Below are 17,788 nucleotides of genomic sequence, written 5' to 3' on the forward strand. Positions count from 1 at the left end.
ACTGTACCCGAGGCGTCGATGAACGCCGCCGACGGCCGCGGCATGTCAGCGGGCCGCCGATTCCTCCTCGGTGATCGCTTCGGTGGTCTCCGAGCCCGCCGCCTGCTCGAACTGCGATTGGTAGAGGCGCCAGTAGGCGCCCTCCGCCGCGATGAGCTCGGCGTGCGTGCCCTTCTCGACGATGTCGCCGTGCTCCATCACGAGGATGAGGTCGGCGTCGCGGATCGTCGAGAGCCGGTGGGCGATCACGAACGACGTGCGTCCTTCACGCAGCGCCGCCATCGCGTGCTGCAGGAGCAGCTCGGTGCGGGTGTCGACCGACGAGGTGGCCTCGTCGAGGATGAGCACCGAGGGCCGGGCGACGAAGGCGCGGGCGATCGTGATGAGCTGCTTCTCGCCCGCCGAGACGTTCGACGCGTCTTCGTCGAGCACGGTGTCGTACCCGTCGGGGAGCGAATGCACGAAGCGGTCGACGCGGGTGGCGGTCGCCGCATCCAGGATCTCCTGGTCGCTCGCCGACGAGCGTCCGTAACGGATGTTCTCGCGGATCGTGCCGGCGAACAACCAGGGGTCCTGCAGCACCATGCCGGTGCGTGAACGCACGGCGTCGCGGGTGAGCTCGGCGATGTCCTGCCCGTCGAGCAGGATGCGTCCGCCGTCGAGCTCGTAGAACCGCATGATGAGGTTCACCAGGGTCGTCTTGCCCGCACCGGTCGGCCCGACGATCGCGACCGTCTGCCCGGGCTCGACCCGGAACGACAGGTCGGTGATGAGAGGACGGTCGGGCGAGTACGAGAACCGCACGTGCTCGAACTCGATGACCCCTTCGCCGTCGACCGGGGTGGGCGCGTCGTCGGCGTCGGGCTCCTGCTCGTCGGAGTCGAGCAGTTCGAACACCCGCTCGGCCGAGGCGGTGCCCGACTGGATGACCGCGGCCATGCCGCCGAGCTCGGACAGCGGCTGCGTGAACTGCTGCGAGTACTGGATGAACGCCTGCACGTCGCCGAGCCGCAGGTTGCCGCTGGCCACCATGAGACCGCCGAGCACGGCGATGCCGACGTAGGTGAGGTTTCCGACGAACATCATGCCCGGCATGATCATGCCGGAGAGGAACTGCGCCTTGAAGCTCGCCTCGTAGAGCTCCTGGTTCTCGACCTCGAACTTCTCGCGGGAGTCCTTCTCGCGGCCGTAGACCTTCACCAGTGCGTGGCCGGAGAACGACTCCTCCACCCGGGCGTTCAGTCGGCCGACCTTGCGCCACTGGATGCCGAACGCCTTCTGCGACCGCGGACCCACGATGCCGAAGATCACGGCCATCAGGGGCAGGGAGATCAGCGCGACGATCGCGAGCTGCCACGAGATCGTGAACATCATCACGAGCACGCCGACGACGGTCAGCACGGAGGTCACGACGGTCGACAGCGACTGCTGCATGGTCTGGGTGATGTTGTCGATGTCGTTCGTGACGCGGGAGATGAGCTCGCCGCGCTGCACCCTGTCGAAGTACGACAGGGGCAGGCGGTTGATCTTCGCCTCGACCGACTCGCGCAGACGCCACATCGTGCGCACCATGATGATGTTGATCACGAAGCCCTGCACCCAGCTGAGGAACGACGACGCGACATAGATCGCGAGCACCGCGATGACCACCCCGCGGAGGCGGTCGAAGTCGACACCGGCGCCGACCTGGAAGTTCTGCATGGCCGAGACGACGTTCGCCAGGTCGCCCTGGCCGGAGTTGCGGAGGGACTCCACGACGTCGGCCTGCGACGTGCCGACGGGGAAGGAGTCGCCGAGCGCGCGGGAGGTGATGCCCTCGAAGATGAGGTTGGTGGCCTCGCCCAGCACCCGCGGCGCGATCACGGCGAGCACGACGCCGATCGCCCCGAGGACCGACACGAACGTGAAGGCCACGGCATGCGGGCGGAGGAGACCGATGAGGCGGCCGAAGCTCCTGCCGAAGTTCGTGGCCTTGCCGGGGGCGACGCTGTCCCAGTCGCCGGAGTTCTGACGCGCCTGCTCGGCGAGCTCGAGTTCGAGCCGTTCGTCTTCGGTCATCGCATCGGGAGCGCTCATGCCTCCACCCCCAGCTGCGACTCGACGATCTCGCGGTAGGTGGCGTTGTTCTCGAGGAGCTCCTGGTGGGTGCCGAGCCCCACCATGCGTCCGTCTTCGAGTACGACGATGCGGTCGGCCTCGGTGATCGTCGATACGCGCTGCGCGACGACGATCTTCGTCACCTCCGGCAGCTCCCGCCACAGCGCCTGTCTCAGCCGCGCGTCGGTCGACAGGTCGAGGGCCGAGAACGAGTCGTCGAAGACGAGGATGTCGGGCTGGTGCACGATGGCGCGGGCGATAGCCAAGCGCTGACGCTGCCCGCCCGAGACGTTGGTGCCGCCCTGGGAGATGCGGGCCTCGAGCTGCCCCTCCATCTCGGCGACGAAGTCGCTGCCCTGGGCGATCTCGAGCGCCTTCCACAGGTCGTCGTCGGTGGCCTCCTCACGCCCGAAGCGCAGGTTCGACGCCACGGTGCCGGTGAAGAGGAACGGGCGCTGCGGCACGAGCCCGATGCCCTTCCACAACTCGTCGAGATCGGCCTGGCGCACATCGACGCCGCCCACGCGCACCTCGCCGCCCGTCGCGTCGAAGAGGCGGGGGATGAGCGAGACCAGGGTCGTCTTGCCCGACCCGGTCGAACCGACGATTGCGACGGTCTCGCCTCGGGCCGCCTCGAAGCCGATGCCCTGCAGCACGGGCGACTCGGCTCCCGGGTAGGTGAACTCGACGTCGCGCAGCTGCAGCGACCCCGGCTCGGGGAAGCGGGTGACCGGGTCGGCGGCGCGCGTGAGGGTCGACTCGCTCGCGAGCACCTCGCCGATGCGCTCGGCGGAGACCGCTGCGCGCGGGATCATGATCGTCATGAAGCTCGCCATGAGGACCCCCATGAGGATCTGACCGACGTACTGCATGAACGCGAACAGGGTGCCGATCTGCACGGCGCCCGAATCGACCTGGATGCCGCCGAACCAGATGACGCCGACGACCGTCACGTTGAGCACGAGCATCGCCAGCGGGAACAGCAGCACGAAGAGGGATCCGACTTTGCGACCGACCACGAGGATGTCGGTGTTCGCCTCGCGGAAGCGCTCCTCCTCGATGCGCTCCCGCACGAACGCGCGCACGACGCGCACGCCCGTGAGCTGCTCGCGCATGACCCGGTTCACGGCGTCGAGCTTCTTCTGGAAGCTGCGGAACAGCGGGACCATCCGACTGATGATGAGGCCGGCGACGACCAGCAGCAGGGGCACCGCCACACCGATGAGCCAGCTGAGCCCGACGTCCTGCTGCAGCGCCATGACCACCCCGCCGATCGCGAGGAGCGGAGCGGTGACGAGCATCGTCGCGCCCATCATCGCGAGCATCTGCACCTGCTGCACGTCGTTCGTGTTGCGGGTGATGAGCGACCCCGGCCCGAACTGCGAGACCTCGCGCTCGGAGAACGCGCTCACCTTGTCGTAGACGTCGCGGCGGATGTCGCGCCCGGCGCTCATCGCGGCGCGCGCGGCGAAGTAGGTGGCGATGATCGACGCGACGATCTGGCAGAGCGAGATGCCGAGCATCATCGTGCCCGTCGACCAGATGTAGCCCGTGTCGCCCTGGGCCACGCCCTTGTCGATGATGTCGGCGTTGAGGCGCGGCAGGTAGAGCGAGGCCATGGCCGAGATGAACTGGAAGGTCAGAACGCCCGCGAGGAACCAGCGGTAGGTCTTGAGGTAGCGGATGAGCAGCTTGCCGAGCACGGGATACTCCGAGGTGTGAGCACGACGATCGCCCCCGACCCGGGGGCGTGGTGAACAGCCTGCCACTTACCTCCGACACCGCAAGACCACCGTCGACGCCTAACCTGGAAGGCATGTCGACGCGATTGCAGGCAGAGGCCGATCCCGCCCGGTGGGTGGCGGTGACGGAGTCGCTGGGCCTGCGCGGTCGACGGCACCGCAAAGCGGCGATCCGGATGCTGCTGGGACAGGCCAACCGCGCCGTGGGGGCGACCGAGCGCCCCGGCAGCGGATTCCTGGCGTGGGCGGCGAGCCAGGCCGCGCCGCTGCTCATGCGGCGCGCCGCCGGACGCGTGCGGGTGTGGGTATGGAAGTCCGACCCCGAGCTCGTCGTCGCGATGGCGCAGCTGCAGGAGGCCACCCCTCAGCTGCGCACGGCCCGTGCCAGCATGCCGATGGAGTACGACGACACCGAAGACTTCCGCAATCCCCATCTGGGCGTCGGCGAGAAGCTGGTGATGGACCTGCCGGCCGACCAGCGCACACCGCCGTTCGCGACCTACACCTGGGACACCGGCAGCTACTTCGTCACGCTGACGGCGGTCTGCTCCGATCGGGCGCGGGTCGCCACGGTGCTCCCGGCGGTCGACGAGATCGCCCGCAGCCTGAGGGTGATCGACGACCTCTCGGTCGGCGAGTCGCCCACCGTGCTGCGCATCGACCCCGGGCCCGCGCCGCGCTGACCCCGTTCAGACCCCGCCGGCCGCGACGGGCGCGTCGAGTGCGCGATCGATCTCGTCGCGCGACGGCATCGATTCGGCCGCGCCCGCACGCGTGACCGTGATCGCCGCCCCCGCGACCGCGGCGTCGAGCGCATCGTCGAGAGACCTCCCGTCGGCGAGCCGCGCCACGAGCACCCCCACGAACGTGTCGCCGGCCGCCGTCGTGTCGACCGCGCGGGCGGGGCGCGCCCCCACGCGCCGCACCACCGCTCCCCCGTGCGCCACGAGAGCGCCGCGCTCGCCCAGTGTCACGATGACCGTCCCGGCACGCCGGCTGAGCTCGATCGCCGCGGACTCGGCGTCGTCGCGACCGCTCAGCATCATCGCCTCGCCCTCGTTCGGCACGAGCACGTCCGCGAGATCGAGCAGCGCATCCAGGCCCGCCCTCGCGGGCGCCGGTGTGAGCACGGTCGTGACCCCGGCGTCGCGGGCATGGCGCAGGGCCACCTCCAGCAGCTCGATCGGCCTCTCGAGCTGCACGACCAGATGGGATGCCGCCGCCACCGCCGAACGGTCGTCCTCGCTGAACGCGCGATCGGCGTTGGCCCCGGGCACGACCACGATCGTGTTCTCGCCGTCGTCGGTCACGGTGATCTGCGCGATACCGGTGGCACCGGGCACCGTCCGCATCCCCTCGACGTCGACCCCGTCGGCGACGAGCCGGTCGCGCAGGCGCTCGGCGAAAGCATCCGCCCCCACCGCTGCGATGAAGCGCACCGACGCGCCCGCGCGAGCCGCGGCGATCGCCTGATTGAGCCCCTTGCCGCCCGGTCCGGTCGAGAAATCCGTGCCGAAGAGCGTCTCACCCGGCTCCGCGCGGCGCGGCTGGCGCACCACGAGATCCATGTTCGCGCTGCCGAGCACGACGACCCCCGAGCCGCTCATCAGGCGGCCCCCGCGCCGCCGGTCACACCGTCACCCGGCCGACCAGATTGACCGCGATGCCCATGCGTTCGAACATAGCGGCCTTCGCGATCAGCGCCCTGTCGGCGGTCGCGGCGTCGGGTGCGTAGACGACCTGGGCGTGGTTCGCCTTGTGCCGGGCCATGAACTGGTCGCGCGAGACATCGTGCAGCACCACGTGCGCGATGGGCCACTCGGGGTTGGTCGCCTCCTTGCGCCGACGCGTCTCGGCCTCGGGCAGCTCGACCGCACTGCCGCGGAAGATGTCGACCTGCAGGATGCCGTCGGCGATGAAGACGCGACTGATGACCAGCTCACCGGGGCGCGAGACGCCGTTGATGGTGGCGCCGCCGGCGGGGAAGAAGACCGGCCCCTGCCGCCACCCCTCCGCCTTGTCCCATCCCCCGAGGTGCGACGCGGGAACCGACCCGGAGATCTCGTAGACCCACACGAACTCGCCGTCGTACTCCTCTCCCCACCGCACGTCGTGCAGCGTGTTGTCGGGCACGAGCCCCATCGCCGTCCAGACCCGGTCGGTGACCAGCGCGTCGACCGCGACGCCCTCGTCGGCCTCGTTGAAGTGCGGCATGGCTCGACCGGCGAACAGCTCGCGCCGACCGTCGCGCGAGAACACCGGCGGGCGTTCGGTGGAGTTGAGCACCCCCTCGGCGAGGTCGGACGCCGGCACCAGGTCTTTCAGGCCCTGCTGGTACTGGATGCCGACGGCGTCGAGGCCGAAATCGTCGGCGATGCGCAGCGCCGCGATGTACATCTTCATCTGCCACCGCACCTGGCCCTCGGTGAGCTCCGTCGCCTCGTCCGTGCCGAAGCGGAAGGTCATCCCGCGGTCGATCAACCAGTCGCGCGCGGCATCCGCCTCCTCGTCGGAGACGACGAGCATCTCGGCGTACAGGGCCGACTGCGACAGGCGTTCCTTGTAGATGCCCGTCGGATTCAGCAGCTCGTCGTCGAAGATCGCGTTGTACATGCCCATGCAGCCCTCGTCGAAGACACCGATGATGGCCTTCTCGGCGAGCAGCTGGTCGCCCAGCGCGCGACCCAGATCGCGCTCGGGCGAGGGGGCAAGCTCCGGCAGCGGCCTGACGTGCGACGCGTCGTGGACGATCCGCCCGGTCTCGGTCCACTCCCGCAGCCCGTCACGGAACCACGGGTCGGTGAAGTCGACCGACCATATCGTCGAGTACTCGGTGCCCATCTTGGTCATGCCGGCGTTCAGGCCCAGCAGTCCGACGAGCCCCGGCCAGTCGCCGGCGAAGTTCGCGACCGTGAGGATCGGACCGCGGTGGGTGCGCAGGCCGGCGAGCACGTGGTGCGAGTACTGCCAGACGGCTTCGGCGACGATGAGGGGCGCATCGGCGGGGATGCTGCGGAACACCTCGAGCCCCATCCGCTGGCTCGAGATGAACCCGTGGCCCGTCTCGGGATCCACGCCGTTCGCGCGCACGACCTCCCAGCCGAGCTCTGCGAGTGCCGCCGACACGTCGGCCTCCATCCGGGCCTGCGTGGGCCAGCCCGCGACGTTCGCCGACTCGCGGAGGTCGCCGCTGGCGATGAGGTAGGCGGTGCGCGCGGGCGCGGTGAGACGGGGCGGCGGGGAGGGGAGGGTGTACGTGGTCATCGGGGAGCGCCTTCCGTGTCGGTGAGGCTGCGTTGACGCGCAGCGAGATCGTGGGTGATGACGGCCGTTCCGTCGTAGAGGGAGAGATAGTGGGCGAAGAGGTCGTCGTAGAGAGCGGCGACCGCCGGGTCGGGGACGACGGTGCGCGCGACCGGGTTCCAGTCCTCGATGCGCGGGGCGTCGTCGCGCAAGGGATCGGAGGCCGCCGCGAGGAACGCCGCGCCGTAGGACGCGCCGATCGTGACCTCGGGGACCTCCTGCACGAGGCCGGTCACGTCCGAGACGATCCGCAGCCAGAGGGCGCCCTGGGTCCCCCCGCCGACGGCGACGATGCGTCGGATGTCGGCGCCGGCGGCGCGCATCGTCTCGACGTTGTGCCGCACGCCGAACGCGGTGGCCTCGAGAGCGGCGCGGTACAGATCGCCGCGGTTGTGCTCGAGAGTGAGACCGGCGATGACGCCGCGCGCGTCGGGGTCGAGGATCGGCGTGCGCTCACCGGCGAAGTACGGCAGCATCACCAGGCCCCGCGCGCCCGGCCCCGACTCCGCGGCTTCGGCGAGGAGGCGCGGGTAGTCCGCACCGGTGAGGTCGGCGATCCATCGGGTGATCGCGCCGGAGCTCGCCAGACCCCCCGCGAGGTTGCGAGACCCGGGGAACGCCCCGACGGTGCTCCACATCGACGGCGTGCGAAGGGTCTCGTCGCCGGTGGCGACGAGGAACATGGTCGTGCCGTACATGAGCATGAGGTCGCCGGCACCGTGGGCCCCGACGCTCACCGCCTCGGTCCACGCGTCGATGGTGCCGGTGATCACCGGCGTCCCCTCCGCGAGACCGGTCAGGTCGGCGGCATCGCGCGTCACGAGACCCGCGACGTCTCCCGCCCACCGCAGGAGCGGCTGCTCGAGCCCCGGCGCGATGAGCCGCCACCACGGTTCGTGCCACCGTTCGTGCTCGATGTCGTAGAGCGGTGTCATCTGGCTCGCCGACTGATGGTCGAGCACGTACGCGCCGGTCAGGCGGTGCGCGAGCCACGACGCCGGCATGAAGAGGCGCCGCGCCCGCGCGTACGTCTCGGGCTCCTCGTCGCGCACCCACGCGATCTTCGGCCCGCCGGCCTGCGTCGTGAGGGACGAACCCCCGACGCGCACGATCTCGTCCGCGCCGAGCTCATCGGTCAGGCGGCGCATCTGGTCGGTCGCGCGCGTGTCGACGCCGTAGAGGATCGCCGGCCGCACCGCGACCGCATCCGCGTCGGCGAGCAGCACGCAGGGACCCATGCCGCTGACACCCACCGCGCACACCTCGACGCTCTGCCCCGAGACGCGCCCGAGGAGTTCGCGCGCGAGCGTCACGAACTCGTCCCACCAGACCGAGCCGTCCATCTCGACCCAGCCGGCACGCGGACGCGAGACCTCGTGCTCGACGGCCGCGGAAGCGATGATGCGGCCCTCCGCATCGACGAGCACGCCCTTGCTGCTGGACGTGCCGATGTCGACGCCCATCGTGCAGCGGACCGTCATGGCATCCGCCCCTCTCCCCGCGCGCGGATCAGCGGTAGGCGTTGATGACGCGATCGATCTCGACCAGCGCCTCGTGGTCGGGCTCCACCAGCGCCATGCGGCAGCGGCCGTCCGCGACACCCATCGAGCGCAGGGCGGCCTTCATGCGGGGCATGTCGCCCCCGATGACCCGCACCACGTCGTCGACGGCCGCTTGCGCGGTCGCGATGGTCTCGGGGTCGCCGCCGTCGGCCGCGGCGGCGAGCGCGCGGAACGGCTTCGGCAGCACGGACGACACCCCGGAGACGACGCCCTGGGCTCCGACCTCGCCGGCTGCGACGAGGTCGCGGTCCGCGCCCGTGTACAGCACGAAGTCATCGTCGACAACGGCGCGGTAGGCGGCGATGTCGTCGAGGGTCATCTCGCTGATCTTCGCGCCGATGACGTTCGGCAGCGTCGCGAGACGGGCCAGGAGCGCGGGGCTGACCTCGATGCCGCTGCGCTTCGGATACACGTAGACGAAGAGAGACCCGTCGCCGACGGCCTCGGACACCGCCTCGAAGTAGCTCTCCACGGCGGCCTCCGCCGAGGAGAGGTAGTACGGAGTGAGGGCCGCGAACTCGCGTGCCCCGAGCTCCCGGGCGATCTGCACGCGACGCACCGCCTCGAACGCGCTCGAGCGGCCGACGTGCACGATCACGCGCATCCGACCGCCGAGATCCTCGACCGCGGCCCCGACCAGCGCGCGGAACTCCTCCTCGTCGATGGCGGGGAACTCCCCCGTCGTCCCCAGCACGAAGGCGCCCTCGTTGCCCGACTGGGCGACGTAGCGGAAGATCGCGCGGCTCCCCTCGATGTCCAGGCTCCCGTCGGCGTGGAAGCTGGTCGGGATGGCGGTGACGATGTCGCGACGTGACATGTGGTGCGGCCTTTCAGATGGTGGAACGGATGACGAGGGTTCAGGCGTACGAGGTGTTGGCGGTGGGGGTGAGGACGAGCTCGTTCACGCAGACCCGTTCGGGGAGCGCTGCGATCCACCCCACCGCCTCCCCCACGTCCTCGGCGCGGAGCATCGACTCGCGCGCCTCGGCCGAGGGCGGGTTCGGACGGGTGTCGAGGATGTCGGTCGCCACTTCTCCCGGGCACAGGTGGGTGGCGCGCACCCCGTTCGGGTGCTCCTGGGCGTTGACCGATTCCGCGAGAACCCCGAGGGCGGTCTTGCTCATCGAGTAGGCGGCGCCCGCGCCGGGGGAATGACGCCAGGCGGCCCACGACGAGACGAGCACGATGCGTCCGCCCCGGGACGCACGCATGCCGGGCAGGACGGCGTGCACCGCACGCACCGCCCCGTGCAGGTTCACATCCATGACGTGGTCGATCGCCGATGGGGTCACGGCGTCCCAGAAGCGCTCCTGCACGTTGGTGCCGGCGCTGAACACGAGGGTGGCGACGGGTCCGTGCTCGGCCTCGATGGTCGCCACGGCCCGCGAGACCGCACGGTCGTCGGACACGTCGAGCGCGAGCGGGGTCGCCGAGCCGCCGGCCGACCGGATCCCGGCGACCACCCGGTCGAGCTCGTTCCCCCGGCGGCCCGAGACCACCACGTGGCCTCCGAGCCCGGCCAGCGCCCGGGCGGATGCCTCGCCGATACCGGTGCCGCCGCCGATCACCCACGACACGGGGAGGACAGGCACGTCAGCCCTTCGTCGCGCCCGCGGTCAGACCGCTGACGACGTATCGCTGGGCGATGAGGGCGACGATCATGACCGGGACGGTGATGACGACGGCCGCGGCCATGAGCCCGCCCCAGTCGACCGCGGCGTAACTGGTGAAGTTCACGATCGCCACGGGCAGCGTCCTGGTGCCCTGGCTGGACAGCACGAGCGCGAACAGGAAGTTGTTCCAGCTGAAGATGAACGACAGGATCGACGCGGTCGCGATACCCGGTACCGACAGGGGGAGCACGACCCGCACGAACGCACCGATCCGGCTGGTCCCGTCGATCTGGGCCGCTTCCTCCAGCTCGTGCGGGATGCCGTCGAAGAAGCTCGACATGATCGCCACGACGAGCGGCATCGTCACGAACAGGTGCGTGAGGATCAGCACGGTGTAGGTGCCGACGAGCTGGATCTGCGAGAACAGGAAGTACCAGGGGATGAGCAGGCTCACGCCCGGGATCACGCGCGCCATCAGCAGGAAGGCGGTCGTACTGCGCACCCGGTAGCGGGCGATGCCGTATGCGGCGGGCACGCCGATCAGGAGGGCGAGCAGCGTCGCGCCGATGCCCACGATGACGCTGTTGCCGATGATCGGCAGGAAGTTCTGCGCCCCGAAGACCGTGTCGTAGTTTCCGAGCGTCGGTTCGAAGTCGAACGTGCGGGAGGGGTCGACGACGTCGCGGTTGCGTTTGATGCTCGCCAGGAACATCCAGGCCAGCGGCACGAGGAAGGCCAGCACGACGGCGACGATGCCGACGACGCGGGCGGTGCCGCCGATGATCTGTGCGCGTGTCCGCCTGCGCCGACGCGGCGTCGGCAGCGGGCGAGCGGCGGCGGGGGCGGCTCCTTGACGGGGCCGGATGGGGGCGGTGACGCTCATGAGCGGTCTCCTCGTTTGCGAAGAATGGCCAGGGCGACGAGCACGATGACGATGAGCATGAAGAACAGCATCAGAAGGGCGGACGCCTTCCCGTACTGCGAGAACTGGAACGCCTGCCCGTAGGCCAGGATGTTCAGCGTCTCGGCCTCGTGGCTCGATCCGCCGCCGATGCCCTTGGTCGCGTAGATGATGTCGAAGGTCTTCATGGCGTCGATCGCGCGCAGGATGGCGGCCGCGCCGATGACCGGCGCGAGGAGCGGCAGCGTGATGTGCCGGAAACGCTGCCACGCGTTCGCACCGTCGACCCGGGCGGCCTCGTCCGGCTCCTCGGGGAGCGTGGAGAGTCCCGCGAGCAGGATGAGGATGACCATGGGGGTCCACTGCCAGACGTCGATGAAGATCAGCGTGTTCAGCGCGGTCGCGGGGTCGGACAGCCACCCCTGCGCGGGGAGGCCGAAGAACTGCATCACGACGTTCGCGAATCCGATGGTGGGCTCGAAGATGAGCAGCCACATCATGCCGACCGCGACCGGGGTGGCCACGAGCGGGAGCAGGATGAAGACCCGCACGATCCCCTGGCCTCGGAAGGTCTTGCGCAGCAGCAGGGCGATCGCGAGTCCGAACAGCAGCTCCAGCCCCAACGCCACACCGGTGAAGTAGGCCGTGCGTCCCACCGCCGGCCAGAACCGCTCGGTGTCGGTGAGCCACCCGACGTAGTTCGCCAGGCCGACGAACTCGAACGGCCGGTTGACCGACCCGGCGGAGTCCGTCAGCGACAGGAACACCGTGTACCCGATGGGGAACGCGATGAGCGCACCGATGAACACCACCGACGGTGCGATGAGGATCCACTTCAGGTGCGCGTCGACCCAGTCGACGGCGCGCGTCGCGGCGCTCGGGCGGCGCGGGGCGGTGATCGTTGCCACTTCTTCCTCCTCCGGTGAGCGGGGTCTCGGCGGTGCAGCCGCCGAGACCCCGGCCCGATCAGTTCTCAGAATCCAGGAGGTCCTGGAACTGGGTGTTGGCCGACGCCGCCGCGTCGGAGACGTCTCCGCCCTCGATCGCGGCGATCACCGGACCGCCGACGATCTCGCGCGCCGCGGCGACCTGCTCGAGCTGCGGGCGGTCGTGACCGACGCCGTGGTCGGCGACGTTTCGGACGATCTCGACGAGTCCGGCCGGGAACTTCGCGACCGCGGCGTCATCGTCCCAGGCGGACTGACGAGCCCCCGGCACGGTCTCGTTCTCGAGCAGCCACTTGGTGTTCTCCTCGTTGGTCACCCATTTGATGAACTCCCACGCCGCATCCTTCTTCGTCGAGAACTCGTTGATGCCGACCGTCTGCGGCACGATGTTGTAGAACTTCGAGCCGTCGGGCCCCTCGGGGAACTGCGCGAAACCGACGGTGTCGACGACGCTGCTGTTGTCCTCGTCGAGGAAGGTGTAGGCCTGGCTGTCGGCGTCGATATAGAACGCCGCGCGCCCCTGGGCGAACAGGGCGGATGCTTCGACCCAGCCCATGTTGGTCACTCCGGGAGGGCCGTACTGGCGCAGCAGGTTGCCGTAGAGCTCGATGGCCTCGACAGCCTCGGGGGTGTCGATCGATGCGTTGCCGTCGGCGTCCTGGAAGTCTGCGCCGAAGCTGTAGAGGAACGACGAGAGCTGCGTCACCAGCGGCACGCGCGAGCCGCGCATGGCGATGCCGAAGACGCCGTTCTCGGGGTCGTTCAGCGTCGCGATCGCCGTCTCGAGCTCCTCGAGCGTCGTCGGCACCTCGAGGCCGGCCGCCTCGAGCAGGTCGGTGCGGTAGTAGACGATCTGGCGCTCGGTCATGACGGGGACGCCGTAGACGACGCCGTCGAGCTCCACCGCGTCACGTGCGGCGGGCTGGAAGTCCTCCCAGTTCCACTCGGCGTCGGACGAGACGTACTCCGTCATGTCGGCCAGCCAGCCGTTGCGCGAGAACTCGCGCATGACGTCCTGCACCTGGAAGGCCATCACGTCGAAGTCGGACGACGAGGAGTTCAACTTGACCTTGTAGTTGTCGTTGAGCTGCTCGTTGCCGTACGCCTCGATCGTGACCGCGATGCCGGTCTCTTCCTCGTACTTCGTGGCGAGGGTCTTCAGTCCCTCGGTCCACGGGCTGTTCGCGGCGACGACGGTCAGCTCGGTGACCTCGCCCTCCGCTTGACCGCCGCTTCCGCCGCCGCAGGCGGTGAGGCCGAGGGCGAGAACCGCCGCGGAGGCCAGGACGGCGAGAGAGCGCCGCGATCGCTGTGTGGTGAACATCGGTGTTCCTTTCGTGGGGTGTTCGGGTTGTGCGAAGGTCAGGCCACCAGCGCCGTGGGGACGCGGCCGGCGAAGACGTCGACGATGGCCTGGGCGGTGGCGAGGCCGATCCGCTCGTACGCTTCGCGACTGTCGGCCGCGGCGTGCGGGGCCACGACGACCATGGGGTGGGAGAAGAGCGGGTTGTCCTGCGAGGTGGGCTCGATCTCGAACACGTCGAGGCCGGCTCCCGCGATGCGGCCCGTCGCCAGGGCGTCCACGAGAGCGCCCTGGTCGACGAGGCCACCGCGCGAGGTGTTGATCAGGATGGTGCCCTGCCTCATGCCGGAGATGAGCTCGGCATCGACGATGTGGTGCGTCGCCGCGATGTGGGGGGCGTGCACGCTGACGATGTCGACGTCGGCCACCGCCGCAGCCGCCGAGTCGACGAGCGACACCCCGAGACGCGCCGCGGCGGCCTCGTCGGCGTAGGGGTCGTAGGCCTTGATCGAGACGTCGAAGCCGGCGAGACGGCGGGTGAGTAGCTGGGCGATGGCACCGAAACCGATCAGGCCGATCGACGTGCCTGCCAGTTCGCGGCCGACGAACCGGTCCCACCGGCCCGCCTTCGTGGCGGAGTCCATCTCGGGGATGCGGCGGAGCACCGACAGCATGAATCCGATGGCGAGCTCGGCCACCGCGGCGGCGTTCCCGCCGGGCACGTTCACGACCTTCACGTCGCGGTCGCGGGTGGCGTCGAGGTCGATGTTGTCGAGGCCGACGCCGAGGCGGGCGATGATCTGCAGGCGCTCGGCGTGCGAGAGCGCTTCTGCGTCGTAGACCTCCACCCCGCCGACGGCGGCGTCTGCGTCGGCGATGAGCGCGTGCAGTTCGGCCTGCGTCCACGGGACAGTGGAGTCGTTCTCGACGAGGGTGAATCCGTGGTCGATGAGCAGCTGGCGGCCGGACGAGCAGAGCTCGGGGTAACGGACCGGCCCGACGATGACCGTGCGTCCCGTGCCGACAGGTATCAGGGGGGCGGTAGCAGTCATCTCTCGGAGGCCTTTCTGGACGGGTCAGGATTCCGAGGAATCGATCACCGTTGAACGATTTGTTTACTGTTAACAGTCACCATAGAGGCCCGGTCGTTGACATGTCAAGACGACGAAACGAGGGGGCGCCCGCGGCTGCATGCCGTGGGCGCCCCCTCTGAGAGACGAGAGACGAGAGCGTCAGGAGTGGGCGAGACCGCGAAGAACGTCGCGCACGTGCCCCTTCGCCAGGGTGAGGTGCAGCCTGAGCCGCCGCACCGACGCCTCGACGTCGCCCGTGCGCACCACATCGAGGAAGCCCTGGTGGTCCTCGGTCGCCGAGGCGATGTCCGAGGTGTCGCTGAGCTCGAACAGGATCGCGAAGATGCGCTGGTAGGGCCGCCACGCGTCGAGGAGGCGACGGTTGCCTGAGTTCGCATAGAAGCTCGTGTGGAAGGCCATGTCGGCGTCGGCGAACCGCTCCCCGTCGTCATCCTCGGCAGCGGCCGCCATGGAGTCCACGATGCGCTGCACGTTGTCCCAGTCCTTCGCGCTCGCGTTCTCGATGGCGAGCCGGATGGCCAGCGACTCGAGGGCCTCGCGCACGGTGTAGAGCTCCTCGACGTCTCGGAGGTCCATGGCGCGGGCGTACAGCCTCTTGCGCCGGTCTTCCGCCAGCCCCTCGGTCTCGAGTTGGCGCAACGCGTCGCGCACGGGCCCGCGACTGACGTCGAAACGGGCCGCCAGGTGATCCTCGGCGAGATGGGTGTCGGGCGGGATAATGCCGCGGATGATCTCCACCCTCAGGCGATGTGCGATCTGATCACCCATCGCCAACGGTCGAAGATCCGACACGGATTACCCCCTGAGAATTGTCTACTGGTGACAAAGCTAACCCACGCTCCATGATCCGGGGCAATCCGTCACGAACGGGCGTCGGAACCGCCCGCCGCTCGCCGGGCGGTGCGCTCACCGGAGGCGCGCTCGTGCTCGAGCTCGCGCATCACCTCCTGCACGTCGGCTCGGGTGGCCGGCAGCTGGTCCTCGTGTCCTCGAGCGGCTCGCTCCACGACCCACGACGAGAAGGACGCGACGATGAGGCCCACGAGCACCACGCCCCCGACCATCAGGAGCACCGCGATGACCCGCCCCGGGATCGTCACCGGCGTGTAGTCGCCGTATCCGACGGTGGTCACGGTGCAGAACGCCCACCACACGGCGTTGCCGAAGGAGGTGATCGTCGCCCCGGGGGCATGGCGCTCGGCGTTCAGCACGGTCAGCGACGCCATCCAGATCAGAAGCAGGGCCGCACCCGCGCCGTAGATCAGCAGACGAGCGCGCAGCGAGCTGCCGGCGGTGCGCGTGAACGAGGTGATGCGGGTGAGCGCGCCGAGCAGCCGCACGGGCCGCAGGGTCGGCACCAGCACGATGACGATGTCGAACAGGTGCCGCCGCACCCAGAGCCCGCGGGGACGGCTGAGCAGGAGGCGCGCGAGGTAGTCGACGATGAACATCACCCACGTCGTCACGACGACGACGGTGGTCACGCTCGACCACACGCCCCGCAGATCGCCGATGACCTGGAACGTGTAGGCGATGAGGAACGCGAGCGCGGCGATCGTCAGCGGCCAGTAGCTCGCCGCCTCCCAGCGCCGGGTCGCCGCGGTCTCCCCCGCGTCGCGCGGGGCGTTCGTCACCATGCTCGCACTCTAGAGCAGGGCCGACCCGAGTCCGCGAGAGTTCAGCCTGACAACGAGACAGCGACCGTGCGCTGCGGTTTCGTCGCCGGGATGAAGTCTCGCGGATGCTGCGATCGCCGGTCAGTCGGAGTATTCGTCACCGGGGCGACGCGGCCGCCAGAGCACCACGTCGGTGGCACGCCGCACGCGGGCGCCGTGCCGGAGCGTCACGACCGACCCCGTGGCGCCGGCCGCGAAGACGCGCGCTCCCGGGCGGGATTGCCGCTCGGCGTTGAGCTGACGTTCGAGGTCGGTGACGCGGCGGGTGAGGGCGTGGACGTGCTCCTCGAGCGCGAGCAGCCGGGCGATCGCCGGGAGGCTCATCCCCTCGCTCGAGAGCCGGGCGACCTCGCGCAGCTGACCGATGTGCCGGGAGGAGTAGCGGCGCGAGCCGCCCTGGGTGCGGCCGGGCACCACGAGCCCGAGTCGGTCGTACTGCCGCAGCGTCTGCGGGTGCATGTTGGCCAGCTCGGCCGCCACCGCGATCGCGAAGATCGGCGCATCCGCGTCGAGTTCGTCATCCACGCCTGTCACCTGTCCTCCCTCTCCTCCGCTGGCGTCAGCCGCGCGCCTTCGACATCAGCTCGGCGCGGGGGTTCTCCTTCGGCTCGAGCTCCTGGAAGCGCACGAGCGCCTCGCGGGCTGCGTCGTCGAGGTGCGCCGGCACGGCGACCTGCACCTCGGCGAGGAGATCGCCGGTGCCCTTCGACGTCTCGACTCCCCGACCCTTCACGCGCAGCACGCGCCCCGACGGGGTGCCGGGTGCGACGCGGAGCTTCACGGGATCACCGCCGAGGGTCGGCACCTCGATCGTCGCCCCGAGCGTCGCCTCGGTGAACGTGACCGGAACGGTGACCCTCAGGTTCAGCCCGTCCCGTACGAACACGGGGTGGGGGCGCACCGTCACCTGCACCACGACATCGCCGTTCTCGCCGCCATCGGGCGACGGGCGTCCGCGACCGCGGAGACGGATCTTCTGGCCGTCCGAGACCCCGGCGGGGATCTTCACCTTGAACGGCTTGCCGTCATCGCCCTGGAGCGAGATCGTCTCGCCCTTGGTGGCCGTGACGAAGTCGACCGTCGTGCGCGCCGTGACGTCGGAACCCCGGGTCGGGCCGCCGAAGCCGCGGTACCCGCCGGAGGTCTGCCCGAATCGTCCGGAGCCGAAGCCCCCGGGCTCGAAGTTCGCGAAGAAGTCGTCGAAGTTGCTCGACGACTGGGTACGCGGACCCCCGCGGCCCTGTCCGAACATGCTGAAGACGTCTTCGAAGCCGGCGTTTCCTCCGCCCGGGGCCGTGAAGCGCGGCGCCCCCGAGCCCATGGCGCGGATCTGGTCGTACTCCGCACGCTGCTCGGGGTCGCTCAGCACCGCGTAGGCCTCGCTGACCTCCTTGAAGGTCGCCTCCGCCTTCGCGTCGCCGGGGTTGGAGTCGGGGTGATACTTGCGGGCGAGCTTGCGGTAGGTCTTCTTGAGGTCGGCCTCCGAAATGTCCTTCGCCACGCCGAGCACCTTGTAGAAGTCCTTGTCGAACCAGTCCTGACTCGCCATA

The 17,788-nt window shown here is 69.7% G+C and carries 16 protein-coding genes; 1 reads left to right on the forward strand and 15 read right to left on the reverse strand.

Translation table 11 applies throughout. The features are described from left to right. Positions 1-45 precede the first annotated feature (45 nt). Positions 46-2,076 carry an ABC transporter ATP-binding protein gene (locus tag DEU34_RS12265; protein ID WP_121150701.1) on the reverse strand — a complete coding sequence of 677 codons (2,031 nt, stop codon included), beginning with the start codon at positions 2,074-2,076 and terminating at the stop codon, positions 46-48. After that, positions 2,073-3,800, reverse strand: coding sequence for an ABC transporter ATP-binding protein (locus DEU34_RS12270; RefSeq protein ID WP_121150703.1), 1,728 nt, complete (start codon positions 3,798-3,800; stop codon positions 2,073-2,075). Before DEU34_RS12270 ends, DEU34_RS12265 begins: the two co-directional genes overlap by 4 nt. 113 nt (positions 3,801-3,913) lie before the next feature. Between DEU34_RS12270 and DEU34_RS12275 the strand changes: the two genes are divergently transcribed. Further along, the gene (locus DEU34_RS12275) at positions 3,914-4,522 is read left to right on the forward strand and encodes a hypothetical protein (protein ID WP_121150705.1); all 609 of its coding nucleotides are present in this window, start codon (positions 3,914-3,916) and stop codon (positions 4,520-4,522) included. Between the two features lie 6 nt (positions 4,523-4,528). Here DEU34_RS12275 and DEU34_RS12280 read toward each other — a convergent pair whose 3' ends face one another. From DEU34_RS12280 to DEU34_RS12340, 13 genes are all read right to left on the reverse strand, one after another. Beyond that, positions 4,529-5,446, reverse strand: a complete 918-nt coding sequence (locus DEU34_RS12280) for a ribokinase (RefSeq protein WP_121150707.1) — start codon at positions 5,444-5,446, stop codon at positions 4,529-4,531. 22 nt (positions 5,447-5,468) lie between these two features. Beyond that, the gene (locus DEU34_RS12285) at positions 5,469-7,103 is read right to left on the reverse strand and encodes a fucose isomerase (RefSeq protein WP_121150709.1); all 1,635 of its coding nucleotides are present in this window, start codon (positions 7,101-7,103) and stop codon (positions 5,469-5,471) included. Then, positions 7,100-8,623: an FGGY-family carbohydrate kinase gene (locus DEU34_RS12290; RefSeq protein ID WP_121150711.1), complete on the reverse strand. Its 1,524-nt coding sequence runs from the start codon at positions 8,621-8,623 to the stop codon at positions 7,100-7,102. Before DEU34_RS12290 ends, DEU34_RS12285 begins: the two co-directional genes overlap by 4 nt. A 28-nt stretch (positions 8,624-8,651) precedes the next feature. Beyond that, a complete protein-coding gene (locus tag DEU34_RS12295; protein WP_121150713.1) occupies positions 8,652-9,521 on the reverse strand; it encodes a dihydrodipicolinate synthase family protein in 870 nt (289 codons plus the stop codon). A gap of 40 nt (positions 9,522-9,561) precedes the next feature. After that, on the reverse strand, positions 9,562-10,296 hold the full coding sequence (locus DEU34_RS12300) for an SDR family oxidoreductase (protein ID WP_259460146.1): 735 nt from the start codon (positions 10,294-10,296) through the stop codon (positions 9,562-9,564). Position 10,297: 1 nt separating this feature from the next. Next, complete coding sequence (locus tag DEU34_RS12305; RefSeq protein ID WP_121150715.1) at positions 10,298-11,200, reverse strand: carbohydrate ABC transporter permease; 903 nt, start codon at positions 11,198-11,200, stop codon at positions 10,298-10,300. After that, the gene (locus DEU34_RS12310) at positions 11,197-12,126 is read right to left on the reverse strand and encodes a carbohydrate ABC transporter permease (RefSeq protein ID WP_240606822.1); all 930 of its coding nucleotides are present in this window, start codon (positions 12,124-12,126) and stop codon (positions 11,197-11,199) included. Before DEU34_RS12310 ends, DEU34_RS12305 begins: the two co-directional genes overlap by 4 nt. Before the next feature lie 58 nt (positions 12,127-12,184). Continuing rightward, positions 12,185-13,489 (reverse strand): sugar ABC transporter substrate-binding protein, encoded by a 1,305-nt coding sequence (locus DEU34_RS12315; protein ID WP_121150717.1) that lies wholly within the window; start codon positions 13,487-13,489, stop codon positions 12,185-12,187. A gap of 38 nt (positions 13,490-13,527) precedes the next feature. Continuing rightward, positions 13,528-14,520: a phosphoglycerate dehydrogenase gene (locus DEU34_RS12320; protein WP_121150719.1), complete on the reverse strand. Its 993-nt coding sequence runs from the start codon at positions 14,518-14,520 to the stop codon at positions 13,528-13,530. 180 nt (positions 14,521-14,700) lie between these two features. Beyond that, the gene (locus DEU34_RS12325; protein ID WP_116646866.1) at positions 14,701-15,330 is read right to left on the reverse strand and encodes a GntR family transcriptional regulator; all 630 of its coding nucleotides are present in this window, start codon (positions 15,328-15,330) and stop codon (positions 14,701-14,703) included. A 92-nt stretch (positions 15,331-15,422) separates the two neighbouring features. After that, positions 15,423-16,199 carry a potassium channel family protein gene (locus tag DEU34_RS12330; protein WP_121150721.1) on the reverse strand — a complete coding sequence of 259 codons (777 nt, stop codon included), beginning with the start codon at positions 16,197-16,199 and terminating at the stop codon, positions 15,423-15,425. 120 nt (positions 16,200-16,319) lie between these two features. After that, positions 16,320-16,772 (reverse strand): heat shock protein transcriptional repressor HspR, encoded by a 453-nt coding sequence (locus DEU34_RS12335; RefSeq protein WP_259460147.1) that lies wholly within the window; start codon positions 16,770-16,772, stop codon positions 16,320-16,322. 25 nt (positions 16,773-16,797) lie between these two features. Further along, complete coding sequence (locus DEU34_RS12340) at positions 16,798-17,787, reverse strand: DnaJ C-terminal domain-containing protein (RefSeq protein WP_116646869.1); 990 nt, start codon at positions 17,785-17,787, stop codon at positions 16,798-16,800. Position 17,788: the final 1 nt, after the last annotated feature.

Origin of the sequence: Microbacterium sp. AG1240 (genome assembly GCF_003635115.1) — a bacterium.
GTDB lineage: Bacteria > Actinomycetota > Actinomycetes > Actinomycetales > Microbacteriaceae > Microbacterium.